Raw genomic sequence first — 17,170 nt, 5'->3', positions numbered from 1 at the left:
GACCTCCTCGATGCTCGTAAATTACGCTCGTAATACGAGCACAGTCATCGAGGAGGACCCACCCGTGAGCACCACCACTCCCCACACCAACCACATCGAGTCCCGCCTGACCCAGCTGCGCACCGACATCGTGGCTCTGATCGACGCCGCTATCGACGACTTGGCCGGACAGCTCCCCTCTCCCGCCCCCATGACGCCCACGAGCGCGCCGACGGATGAGGACAAGCTCGGCGAGGTGGCCTACCTGCACTGGAAGCACCGGCAGGACCACGGCCTGATCACCGTCGAGGACAGCCGCCGCATCCGTCGCGCCCTCTACGGCGACAAGATGCGCGCCACCGCCAACCTGTTCGGCACCAGCGACGAGAACGCCCCGTTCTACCGCGCCGTGCCGTATGGCACCCGGACCCAGCCCGACCAGGAGATCAAGCTCACCGCCCGCGGTGAGCAGCTGGCCCAGGACTACGCCGCGAAGTACGGCCTCGCGTAGGCCGCGGCTCGCGCAAGGACGCCGACGCGCCGACGCGCTGGCACGGGGATCGGCCCGAGCCAGCGCGTCGGCGTGCGCGTCTCAGTGCGCGGGGTTGAAGGTCAGGAGCACCCCCAGCGCCATCACGAGGACCATGATCGTCACCTCGAAACCGGCGAGGTACGCGAAGTGGGCTGGACGCCCGTTCTCCACGCGCTTGATCGTCCAGCGCCGGTGGGCGTACCCCATCGTCAACAGGACCATGGTGCCGGCCAGCTTGAAGGCGACCAGCGTGATGTACACCTTGGTCTTCGGGTCGCCCGACCAGGCCTTCCAGTCTTCGGGCCACCACACGCCCAGGGTGTTCCAGGCCATCGTCAGCCCGCTGAAGGTGACGGCCAGGGCGGCGATGAGGGCGATCGTGGAGTAGCCGTTGACGGCCTTGACCAGCGCCTCGTGCGCGTTCTGCTGTGCCGGCGAGCCAGCCCCGGACGAGCTGGCCCCCCTGCGCGGCGGCAGGGTCCTCGCCCGCCACGCCAGGTACAGCACGATGAGGAGACCGGTAAGTCCTCCCACCCAGAAGAGGGCGCCGACGACGTGGAGCGCGTCGGAGAGGGTGGCGCCCGGCGGCAGCGGGACGAAGACCTCGGCCCCGCCGTCGTCGTAGGCGGGCACCCTCTTGTACAGCAGCAGCAGCGGCAGGGTCGCGGTCGCGAGGACGGCGAAGGCCATCACCCGGACGATGTCCCCCCAGCGCGGGGCGCGCACCGCCAGGATGAGCAGGACCAGCACGATGAGCGTCGAGCCGGCCTGTAGGGCGTAGACCGACCCCTCACCGTCGCTGAGCAGGAAGCTGGCCAAGGGGGCGATGTTCTGCCAGACCCCTGCACCCACCAACGCCTGGTACCGCAGACCCACCTCGAGCGTGGCGCTGGCGCACCACAGGCCGGCCCCGACAGCGGCTAGGCGCAGCACCGTCGTCGTGCCCTGCCCCCCCAGGAGCTGGCGGTCCTTCTCCTTCGGCAGCAGCACGAGGATGAGGAGTAGGCCGATCGTCACGACCGCACCCACGCGTGCTCCCAGCCGGGACAAGACGAGGAGGTCGCCGTGGCCCGGCGAGGGGACGCGGCCGAAGGCCACTGCCGTGAGCACGACGCCCACGAGGACCAAGCCTGACGCCGTGCCCCACAGCTCCCACCCGGGCCGACGCGACCGGCCCGGGTGGTCGTCCCAGGGTCCGGGCGAGTTGTTGGTGTCCGTCGTCGCGGTCATCAGTGCGCCTCCTCGTTCACGGTGAGGGAGCAGCGGCCGTGGAGGTTCGCGAGCAGGAACGCCAGTCGTCCCCGGGGCTTCTCGGGCATCCACCGCGCCGCTTCGATCTTCTTCTGCAGCCAGCTGGCCACCTGGGTCTTGTGGATGACCCACCGCGCTGCCCTCAAGGCCAGCGAGATGCCCAGGATGGTCACCGTCAGAACGGCGAAGGCGATCAACAGGTGGCTCGGCGGCACTGCGAAGTCCTGGCTGCCGACCGTCGTCTGGAGGGAGGTGCTGGTGGTGTCCACGACTGGCTCCTCTCGGTAGCCGCCCAGGAGGTCGGCACTGGAGTGCCGTTCCTGGCGTCTACGACAAGTCTCCCCGCATATTGACCATTCGGCAAGTTTCTCGACCTACGGATAGTCTTCCATTAATCGAGCAGTACCCTGACGCGGTGTCCATCGACGAGGCTCCAGCCAAGCGGGTCTACCGCTCCACCCTGCGGGAGCAGCAGGCTGAAGCAACCAAACGCAAGATCCTCGAGGCAGCGACCGAGGTCTTCGTAGAGCAGGGCTACGGCGCGACTTCAGTCGGCGACATCGCTGCTCGCGCTGGTGTGGCGCGACCGACCGTGTTCGGCAGCTTCGAGACCAAGGCCAACCTGCTCAAGGTCGTCGTCGACGTCGCCATGGCGGGGGACATGGAATCGAAGTCCGTGGCGGAGCACGACTTCTTCAAGGCAGTAGAGGCCGCCACCACACCGGTCGAGATGCTCGAGGCCTACGCCGGCGTCTGCACCGCCATCAACGGGCGGGTGGCTCAGGTTTACGAAGTCGCTCGCCGCGCTGCTGATGACAGCGCTGAAGTGGCAGCACTGTGGGATGACCTGACGGGTCAGCGCTTCAAGGCCGCCCGCTCGCAGGCCAAGCGACTCGCCCACCTGGACGGGCTCGACGAGGACCTCATCAAGATCGCAGCTGATGTGCTTTGGATCCTCAACGACCCGGCTCGCTACGCCGACCTCGTACTCCGACGATCCTGGTCGCCTGAACGGTACTACGCGTGGCTGAGCATGGAGTTCAAGCGTCAACTTCTTGACGGGCCCACGTTGAGGATGCTGCTCAGTCTCTCCACGTAGAGACGCCCTTGGTGTCAAGCTCGGTGGCCGAGGCCCACACAAGGCGGAGCTCCCTCGGCAGTCACTCACCAACTTCATCGTGGCCGTTGGCGATGACTGCTGTCAGACGCGGCTCGTGCCGGTGGGCGTGCTGGCTCGGCACTGATGTCGCCGGCGTTGCTCCGTGGCGTGGGAGGTGCGCGACCAGCGCAGTACGAATGCCTCCAGGTCATCCACGCTGACGCTCATGGTCAGCGTTCCCGTCCAGCCTCGCGTCCGGCACCGTACGGGGAGTCGCGGATGACGCGGTCCGCGCGCGCTCGTGCTGCCTTCGCATCCTGCGCCGCCTCCACCGCTCGCGCCGCTGCCGTCACCGCTCGCGCAGCGGCTTCCGCGGTCTGCTCCGCGCTGCTCTTACCGCTGCGGGCCCGGTCGGGCACGGCACCGGAGGCCAGCTGCAGCAGCCGGCGCGCTTGCTTGATGTGCGCCTCCTCGCGGGCACGCTGCACCAGCGCGGCAGCGACCTGCTCTCCACCGCGTCGGCGCTGCGCCCACCACTCGTCATCGCCCTGCACGCGGGCGGCGACCACTGCCGGCAGCGCCTGCAGCCGCTGCGCGCCCTGCTGGGCGGCGGCCTCAGCCTGCGCCTGCTCCACCCGCCACTCGTGGCGGGCCGTCGACTCCAGCACCCGCTTGGGCACCTCTACCTGGGGTGCTGTCACCGGCGTCTCAAGGATGGGAGCGACCTTCGACCACGACAGCGCCCGGTCCAGCTGCGAGGCGCGGAACCACACCGGCGCCCCCTCCTTGTCGGTGTGCCCGGGCAGGGCGAAGGAGTACCCACTCACCCGCCCGGTGCCGGCCACGTTGGCGCGATAGCCGACCCCTGCCCGCTGCAGCGCGGCCTCGAAGCCCTCCCGCCCGCCACCGGCCGAAGCTTCCACGGCCGCGCGCACCCGCTCGGCGAGCTGCACCCGCTCCGGCGCCGCCCCGGTGCGCTGCCCACGCCGCCACTCCCCCGCCGTCAGCTGGTGATCGGCGCTGCGCCGGCTCTCCTTCGTCGAGGTGCGCGGCGCCACGGTCAAGCCGTACTCGCGCTCCAGTTGCGTGCACGCTGCCTGCGCGGCGCGGTAGTCCTGCCGCGCGTGCCACACCCGCCCATCGAAGCCCACCCGGGAGACGGCGATGTGCACGTGGTCCTCGCCGTGGCGCACCACCACCCACGGCTGCGTGGCCTGCTCCTCCCACGGCACACCCGAGCCGATGGGATCCACGAAGCCCATCGCCTCCGCGAACGAGGCCGCCGCCCGCGCCCACTCCGCATCCGACAGCGTCCGGTCCCCCGGTGCACAGCGCAGCGAGGCGTGCCAGATCGGCCGGGTGATGTCCGCCCTGGTACGCGCCGCGTCACTGAGCAGGCTCGCCCACGTCGTGCCGTCCCGGCTGCCCTGCAGACCCAGGTTCCCGCCGATGACCGCGCCCCCGGAGCGCCCGGCGTACACGTGCTCCTCCGCGTTGCCCGGCCCGTGCAGGTACGCCGCCAGGTCCCCCGCCCGCTCCCCGCGGGTGATCTTCGCGATCACCGTGCACCGCCCGTGGTCCAGCGGTTCACGCGCTGACTCCCTGCTGCATCCCCCAGCTGCTGCGGCGTCTGCGAGGAGCTGGCCTGCGAGGAGCTGGATGGTGCAGCCGGCGCCTTCCGCGCCGCCCGCCGCGGCGCCTTTCTCACCGCCGGCGCTAGCGCCTTTGCACCGCCAACGCTGCCACGAGAGCCGCCCCGAGAGCCGCCCCGAGAGCCGCCTGCGCCAGTGTGCTCGTGCAGCACCGTCAGCAACGCCGACACCTGCTCCGCCGTCTGCTCTAGCCGAGCCAGCGCGCTCGCGTCCACCCCGCCCGCGTGCGCCAGGTGCACCGCCTGGTTGAGGTTGTTGCCCACCCGCGACAGCTCAGCGCGCAGCACCGACGACATCGACAACGCCGTCAGCGCGTCCATGTCCACCTCGCCTGGCACCCGCTGTCCGTGCCCGCGCTGGCCGCTTCTGGAGCCCACCGCACCACCCAGCGTGCCGCCCTCACTCAGCCGCGCGGCCACCTCATCGCGCACCCACGAGCCCAACCGCCCCCGCCCCGCCGCAGCCGCCGCCGCCTGCCACTCCGCGTGCTCAGCCGGGCTCAACCGCACCGCCACCGTGCGCGTGCGCTCCCCACCCATCCCGGCCTCCTCTCCACTGCGGCGCGCCTCTACGCACCAGCATCTGCTGCGCGAACTACGCCAGCCCGCACCCGCCCGCCTCCAGGCGAGCCCTGCCTGCGAGCGCAGCGAGCGGGCAGCGAGGAGACAAGCCGGAACGCGCCAGCGTTACGATAGTCATACCTCGCATCGCTCTACTTACGTCTTCGGTGGAGCCTATCGGCGTGGGTGTTTTCCGGCGCGCGCTGGCGCGCAGGGGCAGCCCGCTAGGGCTGCAGCTTCGTGCGGCGCCAGGGCGCCGCACGCGTGGTGAGGAGGTCGAGGCACCAACGGGTACCGGTAGCCCGGGGCACACCCGAGGGCAAGGACGAGAGCGGTGCTCGACGCAAGGTGCCGACGCGAAGCGCCGACGCGGTGGCTGGTGCGTCAGCGCGGCACGACGGAGGCGCCGGCGCTGGTGGTGGTGAGCGTCAGCGGCTGGCCGGCCATCCACGCCGCCAGAGCCTGCCGGTCGACCAGGTGCACGCCGCTGCTGGCGGCCAGCGCTCGGGCGGGGCGTGAGTAGAAGCTGGTGGCCACGTACAGCGCGTGCTCAGCGCGGTGGTGGTGGAAGACGGTGCCCAGGAAGCGCTGCATGTCCGGGGAGCTGACCGCACGGTTGCTGTAGCGCTTGCACTGCACCACCAGCAGCGAGCCATCGCGCGGATGACGGGCGCGCACGTCAGCGCCCAAGTCCCCCGCGCCGCCGGAGACGACCACCTCACGCCAGCCGTCACGACGCAGCAGCCTCGCCACCAGCTGCTCGAAATCGCTCCCGCTCATCCCGTCGGTGCTGGCCACCTGCCGATCCAGCTCCGCTTGGCGGGCCACGCGCGCCCGGCTGCGCCGGCGCAGCACCACCACCCGCCAGAGCGCGAGCACCACGAGCACCGCGGCGGCCAGGGCCAACAGCGGCCACCAGATCGCCAGCCAGGAGCGCACCACCGCGGCGGCGCCGGACATCACCAGCACGATCACGAGAGCTGCGGCGAAGCGCGCCGCATCATCCGCGCCGCCGGCGCTCTTCTTGCGTGCCACATCCCCACGTCGACTGCCGTCGGTAGCGGGCTGAGCCAGCTCACCCGGACGGACCAGCCCCGTCCTGCCAGCGTCGGCGTGCGGGGGTGCGTGGGCAGGTCACGGCTTCGAGCGAGCGGCGGCAGGAGGAGCTGTCTGGGCGGCTACGCCGTGCCAGTAGGCGGCCTGCTCGCTGCCCTGGCGGATCACGGAGTCGGGACGGAGGGCAGCCGGCCACAGCTGCAGCAGGTACCGGTCGATCTTCGGCTCGTCGGCGCTGCGAGTGAGGTCGTGGGCCTCGTCCATGCCGCTGGCGCACCAGCGGGCCCGATAAGTCCCGGCCGCAGGAGCTTCGATCTGGGCGCCTGAGTCGAAGGTGCTGAGCCCGTACTCATCGGCGGTGATGGTCAACGGAACCTCGACGATGTCCTCCCACTCCTCCGCTCCTGCATCCAGAGCGGGCTCCGCCTCGTGCAGCTCCACGCGTAGGAACACCGTTCCGGTGTGCAGTCCGAGCACCAGGGCGAGGATGCCGGGGTAGGCGGCACCGCACAGCCCGTTGGCCTGTCCACCGCGGGCGTCGATGAGGTCGAAGTCGACGTCGGAGGGCTGCAGGTGCAGGAAGCCGTACTGCACGTGCAAGCCGTCGTCGAACAGCACCTTCATGGGATGGCGTCTCCTTGCCCGGCACCTTGAGCGTCTCAGCACGTCACTCTGCCTGCAGGTGAGCCGCGGTGGGGCAGCCAGTGGGGAGGCGCGACCGTGATGGCGCAGCAGCTGCGCCTGGAGGGGGCAGGCGTTGAGCAGTCGAGAGCGTGCGGCTGAGGACCACGAGGAGTGAGCATGGCTGGCTGAACGCGTGGGCGACACGGGGGCACGCCAGCGGCCGCAGGAGCGGGCGTCAGAAGAGCTCGCCTGTCGGTGGCTGAGGCAGCGGGGTGGTGGGGAGCAGTCGGGAGGAGCGGGCGGGGCGGCTGCGCCGAACTACCTGAGTAGGCTTTCCGGCGTTGGCGTACCCGAATATTTGTCGGTCGGTGTCGGCGTGTCCCATCTAGGCGTCAGCGATCTTGCTGGCACGGTGTGCGCCATGCCGAGGGCCAGCAGCGTGCGCAGGGACGCGCCGATGGACGCGCGCAGGTGGACCGACACCTGGTCCCCGCGCCGGCCGCTGGCCACCGACGACCTCACCCGCGGCTGCTGGCGCCAGAGCCGCGACGACGCGCTGGCCCGCCGCTACCTGGAGCACTCCCCCAAGGCGCTGCTGTCCATGCTCGTCATCGACGTCGACCACGACGACACCGTGCTGCGGGCGCTGACCAAGCCGATGAGCCACCCGATGCCCTCCTGGATCGCGGAGTCGCCCACCGGGCGCGGGCACGTGGGCTGGGTGCTGAACACCCCCGTCTGCCGCACCGACTCCGCGCGGCTGGAGCCGATGCGCTTCGCGGCCAAGGTCGAGGAGGGGCTGCGCCGCTCCCTGGACGGGGATGTGGGCTACGCGGGGCTGCTGACCAAGAACCCGGTGCACGAGCACTGGAGCACCACCTGGGGCACCGGACACCTGTACGAGCTCGGGGAGCTGGCCAAGGGCCTGGGCGAGCTGATGCCGCGCACCCTGCCGCGCAAGACGGCGGAGTCCTCGGGGCTGGGACGCAACGTGGCCCTCTTCAACCGGCTGCGGCTGTGGGCCTACCGGGCCCGGCGCCGCTACAGCGACCGCCTGGAGTGGGAGGAGGTCGTCGACGCCTTCGCCCTCAACGTCAACCACGAGTTCGCCATCCCCCTGCCGGCCGCGGAGGTGGCCCAGACCGCGCAGTCCGTTGCACGATGGGTCTGGCGCCGCTCCTTCGACGAGGCCGGCTTCCGCGCGGTGCAGGCCCAGCGCGGCAGCAGCGGCGGCAAGAAGGGCGGGGCGAAGGGTGGGCGGGCCAACACCCCGGCGCAGCAGGAACAGCGCCGGCGCAACGCACGCAAGGCTAGTCAGAGCGAGGGCAGCGCGAGCCGTCCGAAGGTGACGATCGCGCAGCTGGCGGAAGGGGTGCTGTGAGCGCGCAGATGCCGGCTCGCCGCAAGGTGACCGCACGAGAGGCTGCCGAGCAGTACGGGATCTCTCAGCGCACCGTGCAGCGCATGATCGCTGAACCACGGCCTGACTTCCTGAGCCGGGCCGCGGCTCGGCGTGCCCAGGCGGTGCAGCTGCGTACTTCTGGCGCCTCCTACGCGCAGATCGCCGAGGCGATGGGCTGCTCCACCGGCACCGTCGGTCGGCTGCTGCACGATGCCCGCCGCTACGGCGAGATGCCCGAGTCCGGCACGGGCGATGACCAGCGTCAGGAGCAGGCCGCCTCCTGAGGCGCTCCCCCGCCGCCCACTGTCACCAGTGCAGGCAGGCTGAGGGCGTGAACCAGCGCTACGCCGTGGCCTCGTGGTGGGCCGATGCCGACGAGGTCACCCGTCGGCGGGCGCTGCGCTTGGCCGAGGACGACCTGCTGCCGGAGGACATGCAGCGGGGCCTGGCCATGGCCGGGCTTACCATCGTGCCGCTGGGGCGCTCGGGCGTGGACGAGGGGCCCCTGGGCTATCTACAGCCTGATGTGCTGGTGGACTTCCTGGCCGAGCGGCGCGGCCGGCAGGGCTGACGCAGCCGGTGCGGCATCGCTGGTGCGGCATCGCTGGTGCGCTGGTGCAGGTGTGGCTGGCAGGATGCCCGGCACGCCCGGTCGGGCGGGCCGTGAGGGGAAGCTCGGCCCGCCCGACCGGGCGCCTTGCGTCAGTCCTCGCGAGCAGGCATCCCCCGGTTGCGGCGCCCAGCCAAGCGCTGGGCCTCCTCATGCGCCTGGATGATCAGCAGGTCTGCCAAGGGCAGCCCTGCTTCCACGTCTTGACGCAGCCGGAACAACGCCAAACGCACTAGGTCTGAGGAGGAAAGTCCTTCCAGGCCCAGGCCGGCGGGCGTGGTCTTGACCCAGCGCCGCAGCTCTGGGGTCAGCGAGACCGCCACCTTGACGTAGGTGGCCTTGGATGGGGCGACTACTGCACCAGTCGACTTATCCGCTAGGTGACTAGTCGACTTGTCAACTACTCCACTGGTCACCGTCTTCTGCTGGTCGTCGTGGGCTGCGCGCTCGGCGTCCTCCCACAGCGGGGCGGTGTCGATGCTGTCGGTCTCGGCCGGCTCCGGCTGCCCTGACGGGGTCGGCTGCTCCGGGGGTCGTGAGGCGCCGCGGCGGGCGGTGCTGAGCATGTCGGCGGCGCTGACGGCCTTGCGGGGGCTCACGCGCGCACCTCGCCGTCCCGCGTTCCGCCGGCCTGCCCGCCGCCCGCCTGCGCGCCGCTGGTCTGGGCGATGACCTCGGCGGTGAAGGCGTCGTAGGCGCTGGACAGGTCGCCGCTGGTGCCGGCGTCGCCGGCCACGAGGCGCTCGCCGACCTGGTCCTCGGCGGCCACCCGGCGGGGGATGGTCGTGGCGTAGACGGGCAGCTGGCTGCCGGCGAGGGCTTCTTGGACCTCGCGGGTCACGCGGGTGCGGGTGTCGGTCATCGTCACCAGCACCCCCAGCAGGGGCGCGGTGATGACGCCCTCGGCGCGGAAGTCCTCGGTCCAGCCGAGGAAGGCGCCCAGGCCGGAGACGGCCAGCTTGGTGGCGCTGACGGGGGCGATGATCGAGTCGGCGGCCACCAGGGCGGCCAGGGACACCAGCGACAGGCTGGGGGCCAGGTCGAGGACGACGTAGTCGTAGGTCTCCCGCGCCGGGCTCAGGGCGCGGGCGACGCGGTCCTCGCGGCGGGTCATGGAGACCAGCTGCACCTCCAGCTGGGCCAGCGCCAGGGTGGCGGGCAGCAGGTCCAGGTGCTCGATGCGCGTGGTCCGCACGGCCTTGGGCAGTTCCACCCGCCCGGTCACCACGTCCTGCAGGTCCGCCTCGACCTCCTCGGGGTCGTCGACGAACCAGAAGGTGGCGTGCGCCTGGGCGTCGACGTCGACGAGCAGGGTGCGGTGGCCGCGGCGGGCGAGGCCGGCGGCGAGGTTGACGGCCGTGGTCGTCTTGCCGACCCCGCCCTTGTGGTTGGCGATGGCGATGGTGTGCACACCGGTCACCTTGTCGAGTAGTCGACGAGTCGAGCAGTCGCCACGCCGAGTGGTCTTTTAGGCGCGCGGCGCAGATGGAAGTTCCTGGCCTCACTTAGGGCCAACCTTGGCGTTTCATCTCCTGCCGGGAGTTGCCAGCATCTGCTGGTGACTGTTACCTTCGTAGAGCAGGCAGCCAGGCGACCCCGCCGGCTCCCCTTCACTGGAGGCATGGCATGACCACGACGTTCGGCTCCGAGCCCTGGCGCGAGCACATCGACCGCAACCCCCGCGGGGTGATCGAGGTCAGCGGGTACTCCTGGCACGAGGACTCCCTCGGCAGCAGGCCGCGCACGGGCCTGTTCCTGGCCACGGAGGTGGGCGAGGGAGGCGTGTTCACCGGCCTGGGCCTGCGCTACGCGATCCCTGACATCACTGAGATCGACCGCCGCGCCCGTGAGCTCAGGTCGCTGCACGGCTGGAAGATCACGTCCTACAAGACCGACCGCTCCCTGCGCCCGCGGCAGCACCGCCTGGAGGTGATCGGGGACCACCTGTGGGAGCCGGGCGTGCGCAGCCGCCGGCCCAGCGGCATCTCCCGCGTCCAGGTCCGCCGCGTCGTCGAGCGCGACGGGCACTGCAAGGTCTGCGGGGTGATGCCCGGCATGCAGGACCCTTTCCCGCCCTACGGCCCCGTCGTGCTCACCGCCGGGCACAAGGAGCCGGCGATGCTGGCGCAGGAGGGCTCGCGCCTGCACGACGAGGACCTGCGCGCCGAGTGCGCCCGCTGCAACGAGCAGGCCCAGCAGTACACCGGCGCCCCGGAGGACCTGCCCCGCCTGGCGCAGGAGACCCGCCGCCTGAACCGGGCCGAGCGCCAGCAGCTGATGCGCTGGGTGCAGGCGGGCAAGCGGAACTTCACCGCACTCGACAGCCTCTTCGCCCGCATCCACCGCCTCACCGCACCGGAGCGGGCCACCTTCCTGACCGAGGTGCGCCGCATCTACGGCGCCGCCGACGGCTGGACGGCCTGATCCCCTGAGGTGGGTGGGCCCGGTCAGACCGGGCCCACCCGCCGGGCCCGCCCCCGAGGGCCGGCAGCGAGCCACCCCGCAGCACATGGAGACCTTCATGAGCGATGACCTGCACGCCCCGCCCGGGGACCAGCCCGCCTTCGCGCCACTGGTCGCGCCGGGCAGGACGCTAAGCACGCCGGGCTTCGACTACCACGACGAGACCCTGGGCTCGCGTGCCCGCGTGGCCCTCTTCCTGGCCACCGAGGTGGGCGAGGGCGGGCGCTTCCGCAAGCAGGCGCTGCGCCTGGCCTTCCCCGGCATCGACCAGGTCGACCGGCGCATGCGCGAGCTGCGCACGATGGGCTGGGCCTTCGACTACGCCTCCGACCCGGAGGACCAGCGCGTGCGGATCACCACCGTGACCAGGATCGGCCTGCACATCTGGAACCCCGAGGTGCCGCGCCCGACCCTGGGTCGGATCAGCGCGGTGCAGTCCCGGCGCGTCCTCGAGCGCGACAGGGTCTGCACCATCTGCGGCATCGCCGCCGGTGAGCAGTATGCCCCCGACGACAACCGCACCGCTCAGCTGATCATCCAGTACATCGTCCCCCCTTCCCAGGGTGGGAGCGAGGAGGACTCCAACCTGCACGTGGTGTGCCTACGGCACAGCGGCGGGCAGTGGGCGCCACAAGTGGGGAAGGAGCAGGTGCAGCAGGTCATCAGCTCCTTCGACGAAGAGCTCGACGCCAGGGCCCGCACCCAGTTCCTGTCCTGGGTGCTGCGCGGGCAGCGCAGCTTTACCCCGGCCGAGCGCCTGTGGGCGGTGTACCAGTCCATGGGCCCGCGCGAGCGCGAGACCGTGCGCAGCGAGCTTGCCCAGCGGCTCGAGGACCAGGGATGAGCTTCTAGCCGCCAGGCAGTTAGCACTACTCGCGCAAGGGGTGCCGAGGATGTCGCAGGGGACTGTCCCTAGCGGACGCGGCCACCTGGTGATTCGGCAGGAGCAGAGATTCTGCCTGCCAGCGGCTGGCCTGGCGGCCTGGCGGTAGGAGACGGGTGCGGCACGCGCCATGCCGGGCGCCTCGTTAGCGACCGGCTGCGCTGGCCGACAAGTTAGCCCGGGCTGCGTTCCACTGGCGGGCACAGCGATCGCTACATCTACACCAGCCATCGAGGTGAGTGTTGGCGCCGGGGTAAAACTGTGGACCTAGGTGACTAGGTGTACTGACCTCTGCGGTGGGCTTCGCCATAGAATTTTGCACAGGTCAGCAGGTCCGTGTACCTTGGCAGACATCGGTCCTGGGAGACCGCACGGCGAACCACTGGGGGTGGCTCGATGAAGAAGTACTACGCAGCGGTCAGGGTGGGTGACCTGACCATCGATCCGGCGATGGACACCACGCGCCTCTACATGCAGCGCGAGGAGATCACCGCATGGACGGAGAAGATCACCGAGAACTGGGACCTGGAGATGCTGCTGCCGGCCCTGGTCTCGAAGCGTGCTGACGGACAGCTCGTGATCATCGATGGGCAGCACAGCAACCAGGCCTGCATCCAGAAGGAAGGGCCCGGCTTCCTTCGCGACGCCATGATCTATGAAGATCTCACCATCCAGCAGGAAGCGAAGCTCTTCCTCGCAGCGAACAAGCACCGCAGGCCGGTGAAGCCGTTCGACAACTTCCGCGTCTCGCTCACCGCAGGCGACGCCCTGGCGATCCGCGCCGACCAGGAGGTGCGAGCCCTGGGCAATGATCTGCAGATCGCTGCAAGCCCCAGCCCGAACCGGGTCGGCGCCGTCCAGGCGCTGCTGGTCATGGCTCAGAAGCCCGGGATGGTCACGAGGGTCCTGAAGATCGTCAGCGACGCCTGGGGCCGTGACACCAGCACCTGGGACAACCTGATCCTCCGGGCGGTGGCCATGGTCCTGAATACGCCGGGCAACTGGGAGCTCGCGGATGATGCCCGCCTGGTAAAGGTGCTGAAGAAGGGCGGGTCTCCTGCGATCTGGAAGCAGAACTCAGTGCGCCAGACGCCCAGCGGTGGCGGATCGTCGTCCCGGTCGATGCCCATGGCTCAGACCATCGTGGGCAACTACAACATGGGCATGGAGCGCGACAAGATGCTGACCCTCGGTAGCCGGAAGAAGGCAGCACCCTCCGGCGACAAGACCGCCGCGTAGCACTACTCACAGCCGAAGGCCCGGTCCTGGCGGGGACCGGGCCTTCGGCATGCGGCGATCAGAACCGGTCCTGGGAGATCAGCACTGCGCTGCGACCACAGGCTAATACCGGGCTGAGGGCCACCATCGACAGGCCCGAGCACACGACCTCGGACATCGACACCCATCTCGAAATCGACCGTCTGTGAGACACCTTCGCCACTTGGTCGACACGCCCGGCAGGGACGTCTCACAAGCCGTGTGCGAAAGAGGCGTCTCAGCCCAGGGACGTCGGTGGCTTCTGCGACGGTGCCCCGGTGACCGCACAGCTGCTCGGCTACGCCCGCGTCTCCACCACCGTGCAGGATCCCGCGCTGCAGCAGGACGCATTGCGCGCGGCCGGCTGCTCCTACATCTGGACCGACACCGCCTCCGGCGCCCTCGCCGCCCGCCCCGCGCTCGAGGAGGTCCTCAACTACGCCCGCGAGGGCGACACCCTCGTCGTGTGGCGCCTGGACCGGCTGGGGCGCTCCCTGCCGCACCTGCTAACCCTGGTCGACGACTTGGCCGCCCGGGACGTAGGACTGCGCTCACTACGCGAGGCGATCGACACCACCACCGCCGCCGGCCGGCTGGTGCTGAGCGTCTTCGGCGCCCTGGCCGAATTCGAGCGCGAGCTGATCCGCGAGCGCACCCGCGCCGGGCTGGACGCGGCCGCAGCCCGCGGCCGCCGGGGCGGGCGCCCGTCGGTGATGACGCCGGCCAAGCTGACCGCGGCCCGGGCGATGCTGGCCGGCGGCGAGCACACCGTCACTGCCGCGGCCGCCGCGATCGGGGTCAGCCGCGCCAGCCTGTACCGGGCGCTGCGCGAGCAGCCCGCCGTCAGCCGGGCGTGACGGGGGGGCTGCTCACCGCCACGACAGGCGCCCACGCTGGTGCGATGCCGACCATCGCCCGCACCGACCTCGCCGTGCACGAGCTGCTGCTGCCCGCCGGCCGTGAGGTCGTCGTCGACCTCGAGGGTTCCCCGGACGTCGTTGAGGTGGTGGTCACCGGCCCTGGCAGCGCCCCGATCCTGTGGAACGCCGTCGACTAGCCCGCCACCCTCGACGGGCGCGGCTGCCGGGTCATCCCCGCCGGCGTCGTCGGCACCGACACCGCCACCACCCGCCGCAGCAGCCGGGCGCGCAGCGCTCGGTGGATCGGGCGGGCCCGGCTGACCAGCGCCGCTGATGCGGTCGTCTCCGTCGAGCACGGCCACCAAGTCGAGCAAGAGGCGCCGAAGGGACCGGCCGAAGTCGCTACGGCACCTGCGCCCTCAGGCGGACGGAGGCACGAAGCGGGGCCCTCGAGCGACCGCGGCATCGCGCAGCTTGCGAGCCGCACGCTCGATGGCTCCCCGGCCGCCGACTGCGGTGAAGTCGACGGAGGCATGATCAGACACCGCCAAGTCTTCGCCGTCGTCGACAGCGGTGCACCCAGCCCCGTCGACCTCGCCAACGGTCACTGCCCATGTGCCGGCGCTTTGCAGCTGCAGCCCCTCGACGTGACGTCGGTACGCCTCGTCAGCACCGACCCGCTCACGCAGGGTCGAGAGCTTGCCCTCGTCCTTCTTGGTAGGGGTGAAGGCCGTGCGCGCCGGTTCGCCGTCAGGGCACATGATCGGGTGTACCTGCCGCAGTAGTTCCTCGCCAGCGTTGGTCAGCATCGTGCTCAACCCATGCTCCCCGTCGTCAGGAACCCGATGAGGCGCGGCTCGTCGTAGTCACCTTCGTGCTCGGTCTGCTGGTCCGTCTCTGTGTCGTCCGCGAGCAGGTACATCTGCTCGTCCGCCTCGATCGCTGCGGTGCACTCAACCGCTCCGCGGCGCCACTCGAGGACGATTGCGCCGTCATCGTTGGGGACGATCTTCACCGGGATACCGAGCGTGACGATGGTCGGCGCCAGGTGCTCGACGCGCTGCCGTACGTCCTCGGCTGGCACGAAGCTGCCCGGTCCGTTCCACCCTGGCTCGAGGGCAGCGATCGTCTGCAGGCGTGCCACGACTGCCTTCTCGGCTAGGGAGCGGACGATCTGCAGGTCGCGCACGTTGAACAGCTGGACCCGGGCGGCGTCAGGCTGCGTCGTCTCGCCCGTCACAGTCACGTCGGGGGCAGTGATCCCATCGTGTGCGACGTAGCGGTGGATCTCCTGGGCGATGCGCACGTTGCCGTGCTCGATCGAGCAGGTGTGCAGCAGCTTGTCGTCGGTGCGGATCTGGAAGCTCTGCGCATCTCCGTCGAACTCGGTGATCACACCCGTCAGCGACGCCTCAGTAGGCTGCTCGGGCGGAACGACTTCGTCGATCTCCTGCAGCAGCGTGCGCACGGACCGGTCGATCTGCGCGCGACGGACAGCGTTGGTCGGTGAGCCGAACACGAGCCGGCCGTCTTCGTTGAGGGTGGAGCCCAGCCGCTTGAAGGGCGCCACGGCGCGCACAGGGAAGCGTGGGGGGAGCCCACCGGTCTCAGCGACCGTGGTCACAGCATCGGTGAGGGAGTCGAGTCCGGTGCCGTAGGCGCTCTGCCAGTCTGACCACTCGGCCTCGTCACGGTTGGCCGCCCGCGGAAGCCGCATCCCGATGCGGGCGCTGCCGGGACGGATGACGACCAGCCGCAGGTCGAAGCCGCGCTCGAAGCCGCGCGGCACGTAGGTCCGGTCAGGGTTCGCGTCGAGCCACGCCGCTCGAGCGAGCTCAAGGATGACGTCGCGGAAGAAGCCGACCTCACGGGCGCTGCCGACCGGCAGCCCTTCACCCTCGAACTGCTCGCCCTCGAGAGTGAAGAAGGCGAAGGCGTCGGCGAGAGGTGGCTCGTCTGCGGCCGACTCGACGACCGCTTCCTGACTCTCCTTGGTAGCAGCGTCGTCGACCGCTTCGACCAGAGCGGCCGCATCCTCAGGGCCCGGCGAAGACGCGTCTCCGGGGTCGGGGGTCATGTCGGCGGAAGCTATCAGCAGGGCACGACTGGTGACCCCGAGTAATCAGATCGTGACACTTTCAGTTATGCAGATCGGGCCCCTATCGCTTATGTGAGCTATGTCACACAAGCAGCCTCTCAAGCTTTCCTCACGGTGATGCCGATGCACGACGTGGCGGACGTGTGCGTCAAGTTGAGCACCTCTGGGGCCGATCAGTACTACATGGCGTCTTCTCTTGGTCCCTTGTCGACTCTCTCCGGCTCAGCACTGCTCGTCCTCGCCTTGGGACTCCTCCTGAGCTTTGTGCGGGCAGTGCCGGCGGTCATCGACGCCTGCCGACGTTGGAGCACTCATCGCACGCTCTTGGCTCAGCTGCCGCAGCTCATCGCTATGGCCGAAGTCTCTGCCGAGGTGGCTACCGAGCTCATCGCGAGCGTCTCGGCCGCATCACCTCCGCCCCCGAGCCTGCCGCCCCCGGAGCATCGACTCATCGATGTCTCTCGATCCTCCGCTACGTCGTCACCGGGCGCTCCGCCGTCGCAGCTGGCGCCTTGAGACGGAAGGTGTCGGTCGTAACTTTCGACAACGGAACGGTCATTACGGTGTCGATGGTCAAAGTTGATCTTGATCTGTTGAGCGTCGCCTTGCGCGTCCAGAGACTGATTGGAGCTGGAGGCCACGCAGTGGCTCTGAACAGCCCGCAGAGCTGCCCGCAGTGGTTCGACTGGATCTGCGGCGAACGAGTGACGCGCGCTGGACCTCCTCGATGCTCGTAAATTACGCTCGTAATACGAGCACAGTCATCGAGGAGGACCCACCCGTGAGCACCACCACTCCCCACACCAACCACATCGAGTCCCGCCTGACCCAGCTGCGCACCGAC

20 protein-coding genes are annotated in these 17,170 nt (G+C 70.2%); 10 read left to right on the top strand and 10 right to left on the bottom strand.

Annotation, left to right across the window (positions count from 1 at the left end):
* Positions 1 to 64: 64 nt before the first annotated feature.
* Complete coding sequence (locus tag ACRYM2_RS20185; protein ID WP_432524225.1) at positions 65 to 490, top strand: hypothetical protein; 426 nt, start codon at positions 65 to 67, stop codon at positions 488 to 490.
* An 81-nt stretch (positions 491 to 571) separates the two neighbouring features.
* Here ACRYM2_RS20185 and ACRYM2_RS20180 read toward each other — a convergent pair whose 3' ends face one another.
* Complete coding sequence (locus ACRYM2_RS20180; protein WP_432524224.1) at positions 572 to 1,741, bottom strand: CopD family protein; 1,170 nt, start codon at positions 1,739 to 1,741, stop codon at positions 572 to 574.
* On the bottom strand, positions 1,741 to 2,031 hold the full coding sequence (locus ACRYM2_RS20175; protein WP_432524223.1) for a hypothetical protein: 291 nt from the start codon (positions 2,029 to 2,031) through the stop codon (positions 1,741 to 1,743). The genes ACRYM2_RS20180 and ACRYM2_RS20175 overlap by 1 nt, the downstream gene beginning before the upstream one ends.
* Before the next feature lie 146 nt (positions 2,032 to 2,177).
* Here ACRYM2_RS20175 and ACRYM2_RS20170 point away from each other — a divergent pair, with 146 nt between their 5' ends.
* Positions 2,178 to 2,861 (top strand): TetR/AcrR family transcriptional regulator, encoded by a 684-nt coding sequence (locus tag ACRYM2_RS20170; protein WP_432524222.1) that lies wholly within the window; start codon positions 2,178 to 2,180, stop codon positions 2,859 to 2,861.
* Positions 2,862 to 3,091: 230 nt separating this feature from the next.
* Here the strand turns inward: ACRYM2_RS20170 and ACRYM2_RS20165 are convergent, their stop codons facing one another.
* The 4 genes from ACRYM2_RS20165 to ACRYM2_RS20150 all read right to left on the bottom strand — a co-directional run bounded on the left by ACRYM2_RS20165 (position 3,092) and on the right by ACRYM2_RS20150 (position 6,753).
* Complete coding sequence (locus ACRYM2_RS20165; protein ID WP_432524221.1) at positions 3,092 to 4,423, bottom strand: relaxase/mobilization nuclease domain-containing protein; 1,332 nt, start codon at positions 4,421 to 4,423, stop codon at positions 3,092 to 3,094.
* On the bottom strand, positions 4,420 to 5,052 hold the full coding sequence (locus tag ACRYM2_RS20160) for a MobC domain-containing protein (protein ID WP_432524220.1): 633 nt from the start codon (positions 5,050 to 5,052) through the stop codon (positions 4,420 to 4,422). The genes ACRYM2_RS20165 and ACRYM2_RS20160 overlap by 4 nt, the downstream gene beginning before the upstream one ends.
* A 405-nt stretch (positions 5,053 to 5,457) precedes the next feature.
* The gene (locus ACRYM2_RS20155) at positions 5,458 to 6,108 is read right to left on the bottom strand and encodes a restriction endonuclease (RefSeq protein ID WP_432524219.1); all 651 of its coding nucleotides are present in this window, start codon (positions 6,106 to 6,108) and stop codon (positions 5,458 to 5,460) included.
* 99 nt (positions 6,109 to 6,207) lie between these two features.
* On the bottom strand, positions 6,208 to 6,753 hold the full coding sequence (locus ACRYM2_RS20150; protein WP_432524218.1) for a hypothetical protein: 546 nt from the start codon (positions 6,751 to 6,753) through the stop codon (positions 6,208 to 6,210).
* A 457-nt stretch (positions 6,754 to 7,210) separates the two neighbouring features.
* On the opposite strand from ACRYM2_RS20150, the gene ACRYM2_RS20145 reads away from it, so the two are divergent.
* Genes ACRYM2_RS20145 through ACRYM2_RS20135 form a run of 3 tightly spaced genes read left to right on the top strand, consistent with a single transcriptional unit; the run spans position 7,211 to position 8,726 of the window.
* Positions 7,211 to 8,134, top strand: coding sequence for a replication initiation protein (locus ACRYM2_RS20145; RefSeq protein ID WP_432524217.1), 924 nt, complete (start codon positions 7,211 to 7,213; stop codon positions 8,132 to 8,134).
* On the top strand, positions 8,131 to 8,439 hold the full coding sequence (locus tag ACRYM2_RS20140) for a helix-turn-helix domain-containing protein (RefSeq protein WP_432524216.1): 309 nt from the start codon (positions 8,131 to 8,133) through the stop codon (positions 8,437 to 8,439). The genes ACRYM2_RS20145 and ACRYM2_RS20140 overlap by 4 nt, the downstream gene beginning before the upstream one ends.
* 47 nt (positions 8,440 to 8,486) lie before the next feature.
* The gene (locus tag ACRYM2_RS20135) at positions 8,487 to 8,726 is read left to right on the top strand and encodes a hypothetical protein (protein ID WP_432524215.1); all 240 of its coding nucleotides are present in this window, start codon (positions 8,487 to 8,489) and stop codon (positions 8,724 to 8,726) included.
* 131 nt (positions 8,727 to 8,857) lie between these two features.
* Here the strand turns inward: ACRYM2_RS20135 and ACRYM2_RS20130 are convergent, their stop codons facing one another.
* On the bottom strand, positions 8,858 to 9,364 hold the full coding sequence (locus ACRYM2_RS20130; RefSeq protein WP_432524214.1) for a hypothetical protein: 507 nt from the start codon (positions 9,362 to 9,364) through the stop codon (positions 8,858 to 8,860).
* Positions 9,361 to 10,176 (bottom strand): ParA family protein, encoded by an 816-nt coding sequence (locus tag ACRYM2_RS20125; protein WP_432524213.1) that lies wholly within the window; start codon positions 10,174 to 10,176, stop codon positions 9,361 to 9,363. Before ACRYM2_RS20125 ends, ACRYM2_RS20130 begins: the two co-directional genes overlap by 4 nt.
* A 215-nt stretch (positions 10,177 to 10,391) precedes the next feature.
* Between ACRYM2_RS20125 and ACRYM2_RS20120 the strand changes: the two genes are divergently transcribed.
* The 5 genes from ACRYM2_RS20120 (at position 10,392) to ACRYM2_RS20100 (ending at position 14,425) form a co-directional block, all read left to right on the top strand.
* Positions 10,392 to 11,189: a hypothetical protein gene (locus tag ACRYM2_RS20120; RefSeq protein ID WP_432524212.1), complete on the top strand. Its 798-nt coding sequence runs from the start codon at positions 10,392 to 10,394 to the stop codon at positions 11,187 to 11,189.
* Positions 11,190 to 11,286: 97 nt separating this feature from the next.
* On the top strand, positions 11,287 to 12,072 hold the full coding sequence (locus tag ACRYM2_RS20115; protein WP_432524211.1) for a hypothetical protein: 786 nt from the start codon (positions 11,287 to 11,289) through the stop codon (positions 12,070 to 12,072).
* Between the two features lie 435 nt (positions 12,073 to 12,507).
* A complete protein-coding gene (locus ACRYM2_RS20110; protein ID WP_432524210.1) occupies positions 12,508 to 13,350 on the top strand; it encodes a DUF6551 family protein in 843 nt (280 codons plus the stop codon).
* Positions 13,351 to 13,646: 296 nt separating this feature from the next.
* Positions 13,647 to 14,225 carry a recombinase family protein gene (locus ACRYM2_RS20105; RefSeq protein WP_432524209.1) on the top strand — a complete coding sequence of 193 codons (579 nt, stop codon included), beginning with the start codon at positions 13,647 to 13,649 and terminating at the stop codon, positions 14,223 to 14,225.
* Positions 14,226 to 14,269: 44 nt separating this feature from the next.
* Positions 14,270 to 14,425: a hypothetical protein gene (locus tag ACRYM2_RS20100; RefSeq protein ID WP_432524208.1), complete on the top strand. Its 156-nt coding sequence runs from the start codon at positions 14,270 to 14,272 to the stop codon at positions 14,423 to 14,425.
* A 222-nt stretch (positions 14,426 to 14,647) separates the two neighbouring features.
* Here the strand turns inward: ACRYM2_RS20100 and ACRYM2_RS20095 are convergent, their stop codons facing one another.
* Together ACRYM2_RS20095 and ACRYM2_RS20090 are read right to left on the bottom strand one after the other, a co-directional pair.
* Positions 14,648 to 15,046, bottom strand: a complete 399-nt coding sequence (locus tag ACRYM2_RS20095) for a hypothetical protein (protein ID WP_432524207.1) — start codon at positions 15,044 to 15,046, stop codon at positions 14,648 to 14,650.
* A complete protein-coding gene (locus ACRYM2_RS20090) occupies positions 15,043 to 16,305 on the bottom strand; it encodes a hypothetical protein (RefSeq protein WP_432524206.1) in 1,263 nt (420 codons plus the stop codon). The genes ACRYM2_RS20095 and ACRYM2_RS20090 overlap by 4 nt, the downstream gene beginning before the upstream one ends.
* Positions 16,306 to 17,170 lie beyond the last annotated feature (865 nt).

The organism is Kineococcus aridisoli, from assembly GCF_050871885.1.
GTDB lineage: Bacteria > Actinomycetota > Actinomycetes > Actinomycetales > Kineococcaceae > Kineococcus.
Note: the sequence above shows the minus strand (reverse complement) of the source record. Positions and strands in the feature narration are given on the sequence as shown.

Bases quoted from the DNA above. Each gene is read 5' to 3' on its own strand.
- ACRYM2_RS20180 (WP_432524224.1), bottom strand. From the start codon at position 1,741: ATGACCGCGACGACGGACACCAACAACTCGCCCGGACCCTGGGACGAC.
- ACRYM2_RS20090 (WP_432524206.1), bottom strand. From the start codon at position 16,305: ATGACCCCCGACCCCGGAGACGCGTCTTCGCCGGGCCCTGAGGATGCG.
- ACRYM2_RS20115 (WP_432524211.1), top strand. From the start codon at position 11,287: ATGAGCGATGACCTGCACGCCCCGCCCGGGGACCAGCCCGCCTTCGCG.
- ACRYM2_RS20120 (WP_432524212.1), top strand. From the start codon at position 10,392: ATGACCACGACGTTCGGCTCCGAGCCCTGGCGCGAGCACATCGACCGC.
- ACRYM2_RS20110 (WP_432524210.1), top strand. From the start codon at position 12,508: ATGAAGAAGTACTACGCAGCGGTCAGGGTGGGTGACCTGACCATCGAT.
- ACRYM2_RS20150 (WP_432524218.1), bottom strand. From the start codon at position 6,753: ATGAAGGTGCTGTTCGACGACGGCTTGCACGTGCAGTACGGCTTCCTG.
- ACRYM2_RS20100 (WP_432524208.1), top strand. From the start codon at position 14,270: ATGCCGACCATCGCCCGCACCGACCTCGCCGTGCACGAGCTGCTGCTG.
- ACRYM2_RS20160 (WP_432524220.1), bottom strand. From the start codon at position 5,052: ATGGGTGGGGAGCGCACGCGCACGGTGGCGGTGCGGTTGAGCCCGGCT.
- ACRYM2_RS20145 (WP_432524217.1), top strand. From the start codon at position 7,211: ATGGACGCGCGCAGGTGGACCGACACCTGGTCCCCGCGCCGGCCGCTG.